The sequence below is a fragment of the Neptunomonas concharum genome (genome assembly GCF_008630635.1).
Lineage (GTDB): Bacteria > Pseudomonadota > Gammaproteobacteria > Pseudomonadales > Balneatricaceae > Neptunomonas > Neptunomonas concharum.
The window spans coordinates 265,131-279,541 of sequence record NZ_CP043869.1; the positions used below are offsets into that span (position 1 = coordinate 265,131).

At 47.3% G+C, this 14,411-nt stretch carries 13 protein-coding genes; 8 read left to right on the forward strand and 5 right to left on the reverse strand.

The genetic code is table 11. The annotated features are described in order from the left end of the window. The first annotated feature begins 9 nt into the window (after nucleotides 1-9). The 4 genes from F0U83_RS01255 (at nucleotide 10) to F0U83_RS01270 (ending at nucleotide 2,763) form a co-directional block, all read left to right on the forward strand. Nucleotides 10-204 (forward strand): YgaP family membrane protein, encoded by a 195-nt coding sequence (locus tag F0U83_RS01255; protein WP_138986141.1) that lies wholly within the window; start codon nucleotides 10-12, stop codon nucleotides 202-204. Nucleotides 205-417: 213 nt separating this feature from the next. Then, a complete protein-coding gene (locus tag F0U83_RS01260) occupies nucleotides 418-699 on the forward strand; it encodes a PepSY domain-containing protein (RefSeq protein ID WP_138986142.1) in 282 nt (93 codons plus the stop codon). A gap of 15 nt (nucleotides 700-714) precedes the next feature. Beyond that, nucleotides 715-1,392, forward strand: a complete 678-nt coding sequence (locus tag F0U83_RS01265; RefSeq protein WP_138986143.1) for a response regulator transcription factor — start codon at nucleotides 715-717, stop codon at nucleotides 1,390-1,392. Nucleotides 1,393-1,401: 9 nt separating this feature from the next. Further along, nucleotides 1,402-2,763, forward strand: a complete 1,362-nt coding sequence (locus F0U83_RS01270; protein ID WP_138986144.1) for an ATP-binding protein — start codon at nucleotides 1,402-1,404, stop codon at nucleotides 2,761-2,763. On the opposite strand, the gene argA is transcribed toward F0U83_RS01270, so the two are convergent. The 4 genes from argA to F0U83_RS01290 form a co-directional block, all read right to left on the reverse strand. Then, a complete protein-coding gene (argA, locus tag F0U83_RS01275) occupies nucleotides 2,749-4,101 on the reverse strand; it encodes an amino-acid N-acetyltransferase (RefSeq protein ID WP_138986145.1) in 1,353 nt (450 codons plus the stop codon). The genes F0U83_RS01270 and argA overlap by 15 nt on opposite strands. After that, nucleotides 4,094-5,272: an acetylornithine deacetylase gene (argE, locus tag F0U83_RS01280; protein WP_138986146.1), complete on the reverse strand. Its 1,179-nt coding sequence runs from the start codon at nucleotides 5,270-5,272 to the stop codon at nucleotides 4,094-4,096. Before argE ends, argA begins: the two co-directional genes overlap by 8 nt. An 80-nt stretch (nucleotides 5,273-5,352) precedes the next feature. Further along, nucleotides 5,353-6,618, reverse strand: a complete 1,266-nt coding sequence (locus F0U83_RS01285; protein WP_138986147.1) for an inorganic phosphate transporter — start codon at nucleotides 6,616-6,618, stop codon at nucleotides 5,353-5,355. A gap of 21 nt (nucleotides 6,619-6,639) precedes the next feature. Continuing rightward, complete coding sequence (locus F0U83_RS01290; RefSeq protein WP_138986148.1) at nucleotides 6,640-7,320, reverse strand: TIGR00153 family protein; 681 nt, start codon at nucleotides 7,318-7,320, stop codon at nucleotides 6,640-6,642. Nucleotides 7,321-7,463: 143 nt separating this feature from the next. Here F0U83_RS01290 and F0U83_RS01295 point away from each other — a divergent pair, with 143 nt between their 5' ends. Together F0U83_RS01295 and glnE are read left to right on the forward strand one after the other, a co-directional pair. Next, entirely contained in the window at nucleotides 7,464-8,108 is a 645-nt protein-coding gene (locus F0U83_RS01295; RefSeq protein ID WP_138986149.1) for a CYTH domain-containing protein, read from the forward strand. Nucleotides 8,109-8,180: 72 nt separating this feature from the next. Then, nucleotides 8,181-11,084, forward strand: coding sequence for a bifunctional [glutamate--ammonia ligase]-adenylyl-L-tyrosine phosphorylase/[glutamate--ammonia-ligase] adenylyltransferase (glnE, locus tag F0U83_RS01300; RefSeq protein ID WP_138986150.1), 2,904 nt, complete (start codon nucleotides 8,181-8,183; stop codon nucleotides 11,082-11,084). A gap of 66 nt (nucleotides 11,085-11,150) precedes the next feature. On the opposite strand, the gene F0U83_RS01305 is transcribed toward glnE, so the two are convergent. After that, a complete protein-coding gene (locus F0U83_RS01305; RefSeq protein ID WP_138986151.1) occupies nucleotides 11,151-12,146 on the reverse strand; it encodes a branched-chain amino acid aminotransferase in 996 nt (331 codons plus the stop codon). 230 nt (nucleotides 12,147-12,376) lie between these two features. Between F0U83_RS01305 and F0U83_RS01310 the strand changes: the two genes are divergently transcribed. Together F0U83_RS01310 and F0U83_RS01315 are read left to right on the forward strand one after the other, a co-directional pair. Then, entirely contained in the window at nucleotides 12,377-13,288 is a 912-nt protein-coding gene (locus tag F0U83_RS01310; protein WP_138986152.1) for a mitochondrial fission ELM1 family protein, read from the forward strand. Further along, entirely contained in the window at nucleotides 13,285-14,409 is a 1,125-nt protein-coding gene (locus F0U83_RS01315; RefSeq protein ID WP_138986153.1) for a glycosyltransferase family 4 protein, read from the forward strand. The genes F0U83_RS01310 and F0U83_RS01315 overlap by 4 nt, the downstream gene beginning before the upstream one ends. Nucleotides 14,410-14,411 lie beyond the last annotated feature (2 nt).

A 14,411-nucleotide genomic window follows, 5' to 3' on the forward strand; every position in this document is an offset into this window, starting at 1 on the left:
ATTGATAGCATGGAAAAGAATATTGGTACAATCGATAAAATTGTTCGTATATTGGTGGGTTTAGCCTTAATTGCCTTGGTCTTTGTTGGACCTCAAACCCCTTGGGGTTGGATTGGCGTTCCGGTTATTTTGATCGCATTAGTTGGCTGGTGCCCTCTTTATAAGTTAGTTGGCTTTAGCAGTTGCAAAAAGTGTAGCGAATAACTGACTTTGGCCGGCACGGTAGAGGTTGCCGGCCTTCTTATTCACAAAATATTCAGTTCTAAAAGTAGATCCTTTGCTCCATGGAGAGTTTAAGCATGGATAGTGGCTATTTTTTACTGCGGCATGTCTCATATTAGCTACGCTTTGGTATAATCTTGGTGGTTTGGGTCGTTCCCTTTTTTATCAAGCAATCATGTGCTATGAGGACTTTGCATGTCGCCTCCCGGTTTTATCCACAGATTAAGGGTATTAGTCTTCATCCTTTACATGGCATTTTTGAGCGCTGGTACTACAACTTATGCCAAGGAAGCGCAGCCACAAGTCACACTCAGCGAGGCTGTGGTGATTGCAAAAAAAGCATTTGGGGGGCGGGTTGTTAAAACGGATACTGAAAATCGTAAATCAGGCTTGGCATATAAGATCCGTTTAGTGAACAATGGGCATGTACGAGAAGTGCTGGTTGATGCAGCCAGTGGTGAGCTATTACCCGAATAAGATCAGGAGTATAGGATGAAACTATTAGTAGTCGAGGATGATGCAGATCTGCGACGTCAGCTTGTCAGCGGGCTGGAATCCAATGGCTATACCGTTGAAGAAACAGCAGATGGGCAGGAAGCGCTCTATCTTGGCTCTGAGTTCTCTTATGATCTGGCAATAGTGGATTTGGGTTTACCATCGTTATCAGGCGTTGATCTGATTAAAAAGTGGCGGGCAGAAGAGCGTAATTTTCCGATTCTTATCCTGACGGCTAGAAGCGATTGGCAAGATAAGGTAGAGGGCCTTGAGGCGGGTGCTGATGATTTTCTCGTGAAGCCTTTTCATATGGAAGAGCTACTTGCTCGCTTAAATGCGCTCTTACGAAGAGCTGCAGGTCATGCCAAGCCGGTTTTAACATTTGGATTATTAAGCTTGGATACGATTGGGCGAGTTGTCTCCTATGATTCGCGGCCTATCAAACTAACCAGTTATGAATACCGTACACTAGAATACCTCATGTTAAATGCGGGTAAGACGGTCTCAAAAGCTGAATTGACCGAGCATTTGTATCACCAGGATTTTGACAGGGATAGTAATGTACTTGAGGTCTTCATCAGGAGATTACGTCAAAAACTGGATCCCGAGCAAAAGTTGCAACCGATCACGACCGTACGCGGTCTTGGGTATCGGTTCGATCTCTCAGCTGATTAATAGTTACCTATGGCATTAGCCGCAAATTGGGTGCCCCGCTCCCTTAAAGCGCGGTTGTTAATAGCATCGTTTGTCCTGCTGCCTGTAATCATTGCGGTAGCAGGTTATGCACTTCAAAATTCCTATGCCTATAGTTTGGAAGCTTCGCTTGAAAAGCGCATGCGCCTGCAGGTTTATTTAATGATAGGCGCTGCTGAAATCAGCCAAGGTAAACTCATCATCTCTGATGCACAGCAGCAAACTCGCCTAGGCCACGAAGCATATGGGTTGATTCATAGTCAGTTAGGGTTGCTTCAATGGGCTTCTCCGAGCACGAATCGACTCGATTCTCTTGTGTTGGAAGATATAGAGAGTACGCGGCTAAGGTCAGGGGAGACCCGATTTGTTCACTTCGAATCTTTAGGCTTATATCTCTATCAATACCCAGTAATTTGGGAGTCTGGAGCGACAGAAGCACGTTTTATTTTCTCGATCATAGAGCATGATGAGCAGCTTAAGGCAGAACTTAATGCGTATCGAACTCAATTAGGAGGGTGGCTATTTGCTGTTGCGGTGCTTGCGTTGATGTTGCAGACATTTATTACCCGCTGGGGGCTTCGCCCGCTGAGTCAGCTGGTTGATGACTTGCATTCGATCGAAAGAGGGCAGTCGATGCGATTGGCCGGCCTTTATCCTGAAGAGGTGCAGGGGGTCACAGATAGCCTGAATCACCTATTACATAGCGAAAGGAATCAGCGGGAACGTTATCGCAATACGCTAGGCGACCTTGCGCATAGCTTGAAGACACCGTTAGCGGTTGTAAGGGGTGCGGGAAATGAGCATTTGTCCTACGACAACTATCGTTCTGTAGTAGAAGAGCAAGTTAAGCGTATGGATCAAATTGTCCAATACCAGCTTGCCCGTGCGGTACGTAGCCAAACTAATGTTATTGCCCATGCAACGCCATTAGCGCCATTAATTCAACGTATTACGTCGGCCCTCAGTAAGGTTTATCGCGAAAAAGATGTGGAAGTCGTTTTATTGTTAGATGAAACCGCACTCTTTGGTGCGGATGAACGTGATCTGATGGAGTTATTGGGTAACCTATTAGAAAACGCGTTTAAATATGGTTACTCATGTGTCAGGGTTTCCCTGATAAAAAATGAGGAGTCAGTGCAGCTGGATATTGAGGACGATGGTCCTGGTGTGTCACCTGATATGCGCCATATGATTCTGCAGCGTGGTGCGCGGGTAGATACATCTGCGGCCCCAGGGCAAGGCATTGGGTTAACAGTCGCTGTAGATATACTTAGTAGCTATGACGGCCAACTTGAGGTGTGCGAGTCCTCCTTGGGAGGCGCTCGCTTCAAAATTACATTACCTCTCGGTTAATGTGAGGGGTTTGCTAAAGGCTTTGGAATTTCTCTGAAAGTTGTAAAGCGCTTTCTTTTTAGCTGGTAGTTGATCCAGCGGCATTTCAGAAAACCCGTGCTCGATAAACCAGTGAGCGGTTCTTGTGGTTAGAACAAACAGCGATTTAAGGCCTGAGGCCTTGGCTTGTGCTTCAATCGCGTCGAGTAAGAGTTCACCTCGGTCACCACCTTGGTAACTCTTTGAAATTGCGACACATGCCAGTTCACCGGTTTGCTCATCTTCAAACGGATATAGTGCTGCGCAACCAATAATTGCGCCATCTCGCTCGACTACAAAGAACTGCTCAACTTCTGCTTCTAATAGTTCACGGGAGCGCCTGACTAGAATCCCCGCTTCTTCTAAAGGCTTGATCAGCTCAATAATGCCGCCAACATCCTCTGCAATGGCGGGCCTGACCTTCTCGTAGGATTCCTGAATGATCATGGTTCCTGCGCCATCTCGGGTGTAGAGTTCAGAAAGCAATGCGCCATCATCGCGATAGCTAATCAAGTGAGAGCGAGGCACGCCGCCAGCGCAGGCTTGTGTTGCCATTAACAGCAGTCGTGATAGTTCCGTATGAGCTTCTTCTGGGTCGCTGAGCTGAGCGTGATATTGCTGTAAAAAGCGTTCAGCGGTTTTTGATAGTAACTCGCTTCTCAGCTCACCACGGCTATCAATGATGCCTTTCTCTGCCCCAAAAAGGATCAGCTTATCCGCGCCTAGTGCGATAGCGGTCTGTGAGGCGACTTCTTCAACCGGTAGGTTGAAAATTTCACCTGTGGGTGAATATCCTAGATTGGATAAGAGAACAATGTTACCTAGGTTGAGCTGGTCCCGGATGCCTTGATGATCAATCTTTCTTACCTCTCCGGTATGGCAAAGATCTACGCCTTCATAGACACCAATTGGTCGGCCTGTGATGAAATTACCTGAGGTGACGCGAATGCCTGCGCCATGCATGGGGGTATTGATCAACCCCATAGATAGCTTGGATTCTATTGTGCTCCGAAGTATGCCAATCGATTCAATGACGCACTTAAGCGAGGCACTATCAGTCACGCGAATATCATGATGTAAGCGTGTTTCAATCCCTTGTTGTTGTAGCCTTTCCTCAATTTGAGGTCGGGCACCATGGACCAAAACTAAGCGAATACCTAAGCTATTTAGCAAGGCTATATCGTGGATGATGTTATCAAAATTGTCATCTGCGATCGCCTCTCCACCGATCAGCAAAACAAAGGTCTTGCCCCGATGGGCATTAATATAGGGGGACGAGTGACGGAACCAGTTTACATATTTATTGCTTGCGTCAGACACGCTGTTCTTCCTCTTGCTGGTCTGTGCAGTAACGTTTAATTAGATGAGCGAGAATATCCACTGTAGGCTTGATTTGATCCAGTGCAAGAAACTCATCCGGTTGATGGGCTTGATCAATACTGCCGGGGCCCATAACGATCGTTTCCATTCCCATTGCTTGAAGAAACGGTGCTTCTGTTGCAAATGCAACGGATTCGGCGGTGTGGCCCGTCAACGCTTCGGCGGCTTTCACTAGCGATGCATTGGCCTCTGTTTCGTAGGCGGGGATACCTGGGAACAGAGACTCATATTCCATAGTGACACTAAACTTATCTTCTAAAGGCGTCAGACGACGGTAGATTTCTTCTCTCAATAGGGACAGGTCCATCCCCGGGAGAGGTCGTAGATCATACTCCAACTCGCACTTGCCGCAGATGCGGTTAGGGTTGTCGCCACCATGGATGCAGCCTAGATTGAGTGTAGGTACATCAATTTTAAAAGCGCTGTTTCTGTAACGGCTTTGCAGCTCGTGTCTAAAGCTAACCAGTTCTGTTAGGGCAGCATGCATGGCGTCCAATGCACTAGCACCCAGTGATGGATCGGAAGAGTGTCCGGACCGACCGCTAATGCGTAGGCTTTCCATCATTATCCCCTTATGCATACGAATAGGGCGCATACTTGTGGGTTCACCAATCACGGCATAGCGCGCTTTTGGGCGGCCTGCTTCCGCTAGTGCTTTGGCTCCACTCATAGAGGTTTCTTCATCTGCTGTGGCGAGAATGATTAAAGGAGCACTTAGCGGGGTATCTAAAAACCGTTTGGCAGCCTCGATCGCTAAGGGGAAAAAACCCTTCATATCACAGGTTCCCAACCCATATAGGCGATTATCTCTCTCCGTTAATTGGAATGGATTGCTTTTCCAAAGCTCTTCATTGCAAGGCACCGTATCCGTATGCCCTGATAACACTAATCCCCCAGGGCCTGAACCTAGTGTTGCGATAAGGTTAGCTTTGCCGATTGTCCCCGGTATTTCCTGAATTTCAGTATGAAATCCAAGGTCGTCCAACCATCCAGCAAGTTTGTGGATGACGTGAATATTGCTCTGATCCAGCTCTGGAACAGTACAGCTAACGGAAGGGGTGCTGATAAGCTCAGTCAGCATTCCTAAAATGTCAGGGGTTTTGGTAGACATAAAAAAGCCTGCACAAAGATTTTGATCTATTGTGCAGGCTTTCTCGATAGAGGTCGAGTCCCTAATGGTTCATGTTAGGGTTATGAGAACATACCTTTAAACATGAAGAAGAACATGATAGCGAGTAGGGCGCCAGCAGGTAATGTCACGATCCAAGAGACAAATATCGTGCCGACAACTCTTAAGTTTAATGCGGCGAGGCCTCTGGCAATACCGACACCCAGTACAGCACCAACCAGTGTATGTGTAGTTGAGATTGGCAGACCTGTGCCGGAAGCTACGACAACAGTGGTTGCAGCGGCCAACGTTGCTGCAAAACCGCGGCTAGGGGTCAATTCGGTGATGTTATTACCGACGGTAGCGATAACCTTGTGACCATACATGACAAGCCCAGCGACAATACCAGCACCGCCTAGCAACAGTATCCAAGCAGGCATGGCCGATTTTTGCACTACCTCACCTCCGGTTGCAACAACACCAACCACTGCAGCTAACGGGCCAACTGCGTTTGCAACGTCATTAGAGCCGTGAGCAAATGCCATCGCACATGCTGTAAACATCATTAAAACGCCAAACACTTTCTCAACACTGGCAAAGTGGTAATCTCGATCAGCCGCTTCATCAACTGTGATTTTCCGAAGCATAAAAATACCGATGATCATGGTGATGAACGCAACTCCGACAGAAATCGCTGCACTTTGGCCAAACGAAAGGTGTAGGCCGACATGCTTTAAACCTTTAGTGAACGTCACCATCGAAATGATGAAGCCCACTAGGAAAATGTACATGGGGACGTAGCGTTTTGAGTTTTTGAAAGGGTCTTCGGTATCGAGTATCAGCCGTTGTACGCTTCTAAAGAGAAAGAAGGCGATAAACCCGGCCGTTACGGGCGATACGACCCAGCTGGCGACGATTTTAGACACTTTGCCCCAGTTCACGGCATCCATTGAGATACCGACAGCCGCAAAACCAACGATAGCACCAACAATAGAATGGGTTGTAGAAACTGGCCAGCCGTAATGGGTGGCAATAAGTAACCAGATACCGGCGGCAAGTAGCGCTGACATCATACCGAACACTAATAGCTCTGGCGTGCCAGAGAGCAGTGCAGGATCAATAATCCCCTTTCGAATGGTGGCGGTAACCGCGCCGCCAGCAAGGTATGCCCCTGCAAATTCGAAGAAAATCGCTATAAGAATGGCCTGTTTAAGGGTGAGGGCTTTAGAGCCAACTGACGTACCCATAGCGTTAGCTACGTCATTCGCTCCCACGCCCCAAGCCATAAAGAATCCAAAAAGGCAGGCTAGGATGACGATAATATCGCCATATTGCGCAATAATATTCATGCAGTTACCTTGTGCTAAAGATTATCGAGCTAATAAAAGTTGTAGGCGGCTACCGACTTGCTGAGCGCGATCAGCAAGATCTCCTATCCAGCGAATGACCTTATAAAGGAACATTGCATCGATAGGGTGTAGCTGCTTTTCGATAGAGAAAAGTTCCGAACGTATCTGTCTCTCCAGTTCGTCGTTCTTGTGTTCCAGATCATCTAGCTCAATAATCATGCGTTCGACAACATCGACTTCTCTTCCACGAAAGCCCGTGCTAACAAGTTCGTCTAACTCGTTAAGTGACTTTAAGGCTTGCTCGGAGGTGGCTAGTGCGGAGCGAACAAAATCCAACATAAGTGGTTGAATCGGTTCGGGAACAGGCATTTCTCTGCCTAACATGATGCCGGATATATCTTTAGCACGATTGGCGATTTTGTCCTGCATTCTCAGTAACTCAAGTAAATCCGTTCGAGGTACTGGTAAGAAAATGCTGTTAGGCAAGTGTTGGCGAACATCCTTTTTCATAGAGTCTGCTTCACCCTCTAGCACAGCAATAGTATGCTGAATCTTTCGGGCAGTCTCCCAATCATCAGCGATAACTGCTTCAAAGAAAGGAAGTAACTCAACAGCACAAGCTTGTGCTTTGGCTATATGCTCTTGCATTGGTTTGAACGGAGAGCGTGCAAACATTTGCAAAATCGGATTGTTGGTGACCATGACCTTCACCTATATGGGTTTGATAACGCGCGCAGTATACGGGGAGATGTCATCAATTTGTAGTAAAAATATAACCAAAATGTAACCTTTTGACTTTCATCACTCCCATGTAAAGTTGAGATATAAAGATAGGAAAAGATGTGATGGCCCAAGAAACTGAGATAAAGCTGATACTACCGCCCTCTGACCTAGACACTATTGCTGGCTTGCCTTTCATTAAAACGGCTGAGAAAACAGGGGAATACGAGCTTTTAAATCGGTACTTTGATACACCTGACCTCGCGTTAACACATTATAAGATTGCCCTAAGGATTAGGCAGGCTGGTCAATATTTTATTCAAACTTTAAAGACCCAAGGTGTCAGTTCGCAGGGGCTTCACCAACGTAAAGAATGGGAATGGCCACTTTCTGAGGATGCTTTGGATCCATCTAGGTTGTATGAAGCGGAATGGCCAACGGGTTTGTCTATTAACGATTTGGGTTCGCGGTTAGAGAAAATATTTTCTACGGATTTTAATCGCACAGTTTGGATGGTAAAACACCCTAGCGGCGAGATTGAGGTTGCGCTGGATGTTGGTCGTGTCAGTGTTGAGGGGCCAGATGGCGAGCTTCTCACCGATCCTATCTGTGAGCTAGAGTTGGAGCTTAAAAAAGGTGATGTGGGCTGGCTGTTATCTGTTGCTGATGAGATGCGTAAGGCGATGCCAGCACTGGAACCGAGTGATATCAGCAAAGCCCAGCGAGGCTATCAACTTTACGAACAGGCTAAAAAGCATCATACCTTGTGATAAGCGTCATGCCGCAATCCTAGTAACTCTGGTAAGCTGTTGATATGTCATTTGTAATGGATGGAGCCTTCTATGCTACTGCCAGATGTTTCGCGATACCCTGCCGATTTTCATGAGCTTTTACGACACCAATATAACCGCTTAGAGGAGGCTTTGGGAGATTGGTCAGCGCTGTTGACGGAAGCTGAGGCCTATGAATTCGGCAAAGTTATTATTGGCAGTGACTTTGTTGTCGATCAGTTGGTTAGGCATCCTCACTTTCTTAGCAGTTTGCTAGAAAGTGGTGCGTTGGATCGAGGTTATAAGCACGATGACTATCGCCAGCGGTTGGAAGAGGTGACGGCGTCTGCTGTATCGGAGGAGGAGCTAATGAAGCACCTTCGGGATCAGCGTCAATTTGAAATGATTCGGCTTATTTGGCGAGACTTAACGCGCAAAGCCAGTATGCGTGACACCACAAAAGAACTCAGCTGGATGGCAGATACCTTCATTGATGTATCTTTGAAACATTTGTACCGCTTTGCCTGTGAACGCTGGGGAACACCATTCAGCCGGCCAGATGCAGATGGTAACAAACATCAGCAGTACATGGTTGTGATTGGTATGGGCAAGTTGGGTGCCAATGAATTGAACTTGTCGTCGGATATCGATTTGATGTTTTGTTTCTCCGAAAATGGGGAAACAGAAGGGGCGAGAAAGTGCTTGGCGAATCAAGACTTTTTTATTCGACTAGGGCAAAAATTAATTCAAGTCTTGGATACGCTTAATGGTGATGGCTTTGTATTTCGTGTTGATATGCGCCTGCGTCCGTTTGGCTCTGCTAGCCCTTTAGCCTGCAGTTTTAATGCAATGGAGCTGTATTACCAAGATCATGGTCGAGACTGGGAACGTTACGCCATGATCAAAGCGCGTATTGTTGCGGGGGATCAACAGCAAGGTGAGCGCTTACTTCAGGCGTTACGCCCCTTTGTTTATCGTAAGTATATTGATTTCAGCGCTTTTGAGTCGCTTCGTGAAATGAAAGAGATGATCAATCGCGAAGTTAGACGAAAAGGGCTGGAAAACAACGTTAAGCTAGGGTCTGGAGGTATTCGCGAAGTCGAGTTTATTGCTCAGGCTTTTCAGTTGATTCGTGGTGGCCGAGACTCACGACTGCAGCAAAGAGAGTTGCTCAATATTTTACCGCTACTGCCAGAAGTGGTGGGTATGCCTGAAAATGCAGTAGAGGAATTAACAGAAGCGTATACCTTCTTACGTAATGCTGAACATGCTATTCAGGCTGTTGCTGACAAGCAAACACAAGAACTACCGGTTGATGCCAGTGCACAAGCACGGTTGGCATTTAGTATGGGGTTTGCAAATTGGGATGCTTTTCTTATCGAGTTAGATAAGCATAGAGCTGCGGTGCGCTCTCATTTTGCAGATGTTATCGCCCCAGCTGAAGAGCCTCAAAGTGATGGCTCCGATAGCAAAGAGTGGATAGCACTGTGGGAGCAGCAGCTTCAGGAGGATGAGGCGCTCAATTTGCTTGCTGAAAAGGGCTATGATGATCCGCAAAAAGCGTTAACGCAGTTAACGGATTTACAGTCCTCCAGAACCGTTCAGTTTTTGCAGCAGACGGGGGTGGAGCGCTTAAAAGCCGTGTTGCCCTCGCTGCTTGAGATGATTGCCCATGTTGAAAATTCAACAGAGACATTAGCTCGGGTTTTGCAGTTGGTACAAGCGGTGCTGCGCCGCTCCGCCTATCTGGTGTTGCTGGCGGAGAATCCAGCGGCCATGCTGCAACTGGTTAAACTGTGCTCAAGCAGTGTGTGGTTTGCTGAGCAGTTGGCAAAAAAACCGGTGCTGCTGGATGAGCTGATTGACCCTCACTCGCTTTATTCGCCTCCCGACAAGGCCCAGCTAAATGCAGAATTAAGGCAGCAGTTGCTGAGAGTGCCTGAGGAAGATGTCGAGCAGGTCATGGAGTCGTTGCGTTATTTCAAAAGTGCACATCTATTGAAAGTGGCGGCATCGGATATTACCGGAGCACTACCTCTCATGAAGGTCAGTGATTATCTGACTTGGTTGGCGGAAGTTATCCTAGAAAGTGTTTTGGATGTTGCTTGGCGATTAATGGTCGAAAAACATGGACGTCCAACCAAGAACGAGGGTGATCCTGCTGATCGGGATTTTATTATTGTCGGTTACGGTAAGCTGGGAGGTATCGAGCTATCCTACGGCTCGGATCTGGATCTAGTGTTTATTCATGACTGTGATCCTAACCAGTTTACTGATGGCGATAAGTCGATTGCTAATTCGGTTTTCTTTACTCGATTAGGGCAGAGGATTATCCATATCCTCAACACATTCACCGCCGGTGGGCAGCTTTATGAAGTGGATATGCGCTTGCGTCCATCGGGTAATTCCGGCTTGTTGGTTTCCTCATTAAGTGCCTTTGAGGAGTATCAGCGTAAAGAAGCTTGGACGTGGGAGCATCAGGCGCTTGTTCGTGCGCGAGTTGTGGCAGGGTCTGAGCGCTTAGGTGAGGCGTTTAATCAAGTGCGAGCTAGCATTGTTTCAATGCAGCGAGACTCGGCTGAGCTCAAGCAGTCGGTGTCGGAGATGCGGGAAAAAATGCGTACCCATTTAGGTACATCCGAAAAAGAAGCCGAGCAACAGGGGACTTTTAATCTTAAGCAGGATCAGGGAGGCATCGTCGATATAGAGTTTCTCGTGCAATACCATGCCTTAGCCTATGGACATCAATATCCGGATCTCTATACCTACTCAGATAATATTCGTATTTTAGATGCCGTCGAGAAAACCGCTTTATTAAGTGCAGAAGACGCAGAACTGCTCAGGGAAGCTTATAAAGCCTATCGTGCGCTGGGGCATCGTTTAACATTACAGGATCAGTCTAATGTGATTAATGAGTCGGAAATCAGCGATGCTAGAGGCGAGGTTACACGTATTTGGCAGGATGTTATGGTTTGAAGTCCTTAACAAGCCTGACTAGTGTCAGGCTTGTTAATTTCAGCACGAAAAACAGACGCTTCTCGTTTAAATGCTGGTTAGCCAACCATGTTTATCTTCCGCTTTTCCCCATTGGATAGCATTGAGTGCTTGGCGAAGTTTTAGTGTGGTTGCCCCGACACCGCCGTTGCCGACTTTGTATTCTTTGTCGTTGTGCAATAGGGTTCCGACAGAGGTGAGTACCGCCGCTGTGCCCGAAAGCGCTGCTTCACAACCAGGTTTGGCGGCACGCTCCAGCAGCTCATCTACCGTGAGTTGCCTCTCAGAAACTTTCATGCCTAAGTCGCGAGCAATGGTTAAAACGGAGGCGCGAGTAACACCATGCAGGAAGCTTTCATCCAGCGCTTTGGTGATAACTTCATCTCCATCGATTAGCAGGAAGTTGGCTGCACCGGTTTCTTGGACATCGCCGTTAGGGCAAAACAGCACTTGATCTGCTTTGTGTGATGCTTTTGCATTCATGATCGGACGAAGAGCGCTAGCGTAGTTGCCGCCACTCTTAATCATGCCCATGTGCGCGGCGCAGCGTGCACCGTTCTCTTCCAATAACAAGCGAAGTGTTGTGTCACCACCTGAGAAGTAATCGCCTACAGGAGATAACAAGACATATTGGCAAGAAGAAACAGACGGCGCCGCCGCTTTTCCGATAGCGGGCTCTGTGCCGATATGGGTAGGGCGGATATACATGGACCCCGGTGGCTCAGGTACTTCTGATGCAAAATGCTTCACAATATCGATGATCATCTTTGCAGTGGCCGCTTTATCAATTTCAGGCAAAGCCAGTAAACGGCTGCTCTGAGCAAAGCGTTCGATATTCTTATCCATGCGGAAGATTTTGATAGAGCCATCTTCGTGACGGAACGCTTTCAACCCTTCAAAGCAGGTACTTGAGTAGTGCAAAACATGCGCGCCAGGGTGTAACTGAATGCTGTCGCTGGAGACGAACTCGGCAGGACTCCATTGAGAGTTGTCAAACCAGGAGATTGCCATTTCTGGCATAAAAACAGTGCCAAACGCTGCCATGTGCTCTACCTCAAGAAAACGGAGAATGTTGTGAAATGAGTCAAAAATATCAGGGAATTTTATGCTTACGTATCTCCCATCGTTAACTCGCTGACTCATGGCTCTTGATTGTAATCACCCGAGGGTGAAAAGGGAATTCTATCTAAGCGAATAAATAGGCAGGTCATTGGGAGTTTAAACAGGAGTCGCGTATTATAGGGGACTTTATTTCTATTTGGGCAGGCGGGTTGTTGAGCGAACTATCAGGATATGATGTCTGTATCGTCAGTGACGGTAAGCCGGGGCATCTGAATCAGTCAATGGGGCTGGTGGAGGCGCTGCAGCGTAAAAACGCGAATTTGGCCTATCAGGTTGTTGAGCCTTCGACCCCTTTAGCTTTGCTCGGCTTTTTAATCCGTTGCTTGTGGAAAAAGCCGATAGCAGGACCTCGCTTGGTGATTGCAGCCGGACATCGAACGCATTTGACACTCTTAGTGTATGGCTGGGCATGGCGTGCTAAAACGGTGCTTTTGATGAAGCCCTCACTGCCTGTTGGACTTTTTGATTTATCTATTATTCCTCAGCACGATCAACCACCTGCACGTTCTGATGTGATCGAAACTTTGGGTGTTTTGAATCGAATGCAGCCGGGTGAGAAGCGGGTCAATCAAGCCTTGGTGTTACTCGGTGGTCCCTCAAAACATTTCGAGTGGGACAACGATACAGTAAATTCACAACTTCGAGTGTGGCTTGAAAAAAATAATGACAAAGTGTGGACTATTGCTACTTCGCGCAGAACCCCTAAATCTTGGCTGAGTTCATTTCAGTCGGAGCTTAAATCGCTACCTGAGACGCTCAAAGTCGTTCCTCATGAGGATACGGATAGCGATTGGCTCAAAGAGGAATTACAGCGCGCGGCGGCATGTGTCGTATCTGAAGATAGTGTGTCAATGATTTATGAGGCGTTAAGTGCAGGATGTGGTGTTGGGCTAATACAGTTAAAACCACTCGGTGATAGTCGTGTTGTTGAGGGCGTTAATAAATTGAAAGTATCAGGGCAAGTTAAAATGCTGGATGCTTGTCCTACCTTATCGGAGTTGTCTTGTACCTTAAGAGAAGCTGATCGTTGTGCACAAAAAATCATGGAAAAAGGTTGGTTATGAAAGTTGTACAGGTATTGCCCGACCTTAACGGCGGTGGAGTAGAGCGTGGTACGCTAGAGGTGGCAGAAGCGTTGGTCGCCGCTGGCCACACATCGCTTGTTATCTCGGCAGGTGGCGCGATGGTTGCTGAGTTAGAAGCCGCTGGGAGTCGACATATCCAATGTGATCTGGGTAGAAAGTCTTTATTGACACTGCGTCATATAGGGGCAATAAGACAGTGGTTAAAACAGGAAAAGCCCGACATTATCCATCTACGATCTCGTATGCCAGCATGGATTGTTTGGTTGGCATGGCGTGGCCTGCCTGATAGCGCACGCCCTCACTTGGTAACGACAGTACACGGTTTATACTCTGTCTCTTGGTATAGTGAGATCATGTGTAAAGGGGAGCGTGTTATTGCCGTTTCCGATACCGTTAAAGCTTATATAGCGCAGAATTACCCTCAAACGGATTTACAGCGTGTCGTTCGTATTTTTCGTGGGGTAGATCAGGATGCGTTTCCGTTCGGTTACAAAGCGAGCGAGACGTGGTGTGAAGCATGGTTTACGCAGTATCCACAGCTTCGGGGTAAGGTAGTACTCACGTTGCCAGGACGCCTGACAAGGTTAAAGGGACATCATGTATTCATTGATCTGATTCATCGAATGAAAGCACAAGGGATTGATGTGTGCGGTTTAATTGTGGGTGGCGAAGACCCTAAACGAAAAGCGTATGCGCAGGAGCTTGTTGCAAAAGTGGAAGCACTTGGGTTGGTTGATGACGTGATCTTTACCGGAGCGAGAAAAGATATTAAAGAGATTTACTCGATCAGTGATGTGGTTTTATCTCTTTCAACCAAACCTGAATCTTTTGGGCGCACGGTGCTGGAATCTCTGAGGTTAGGTATCCCAACGGTGGGCTATGATCATGGCGGTGTGGGCGAAATCCTGTCTGAAATATTTCCTCAGGGGCGAGTTGCCTTAAATGATGAGTCGGCATTGGATGATACGGTTCGCCGCATTTTAGAAGAGAGCAGTGTTCCTTTGGCCAGTAATGCTTTTACCCGCAAGACTATGCTGGATAAGACTTTAGCAGTTTATCAAGAGCTGGTGCAGCCTTTTAAGAGTCAGGGGGAGCGGTGAGC

Coding starts and splice junctions, on each gene's coding strand:
- glnE (WP_138986150.1), top strand. CDS start 8,181: ATGCTACTGCCAGATGTTTCGCGATACCCTGCCGATTTTCATGAGCTT.
- F0U83_RS01315 (WP_138986153.1), top strand. CDS start 13,285: ATGAAAGTTGTACAGGTATTGCCCGACCTTAACGGCGGTGGAGTAGAG.
- F0U83_RS01265 (WP_138986143.1), top strand. CDS start 715: ATGAAACTATTAGTAGTCGAGGATGATGCAGATCTGCGACGTCAGCTT.
- F0U83_RS01290 (WP_138986148.1), bottom strand. CDS start 7,320: ATGGTCACCAACAATCCGATTTTGCAAATGTTTGCACGCTCTCCGTTC.
- F0U83_RS01305 (WP_138986151.1), bottom strand. CDS start 12,146: ATGGCAGCGTTTGGCACTGTTTTTATGCCAGAAATGGCAATCTCCTGG.
- argE (WP_138986146.1), bottom strand. CDS start 5,272: ATGTCTACCAAAACCCCTGACATTTTAGGAATGCTGACTGAGCTTATC.
- F0U83_RS01260 (WP_138986142.1), top strand. CDS start 418: ATGTCGCCTCCCGGTTTTATCCACAGATTAAGGGTATTAGTCTTCATC.
- F0U83_RS01295 (WP_138986149.1), top strand. CDS start 7,464: ATGGCCCAAGAAACTGAGATAAAGCTGATACTACCGCCCTCTGACCTA.
- F0U83_RS01270 (WP_138986144.1), top strand. CDS start 1,402: ATGGCATTAGCCGCAAATTGGGTGCCCCGCTCCCTTAAAGCGCGGTTG.
- F0U83_RS01255 (WP_138986141.1), top strand. CDS start 10: ATGGAAAAGAATATTGGTACAATCGATAAAATTGTTCGTATATTGGTG.
- F0U83_RS01285 (WP_138986147.1), bottom strand. CDS start 6,618: ATGAATATTATTGCGCAATATGGCGATATTATCGTCATCCTAGCCTGC.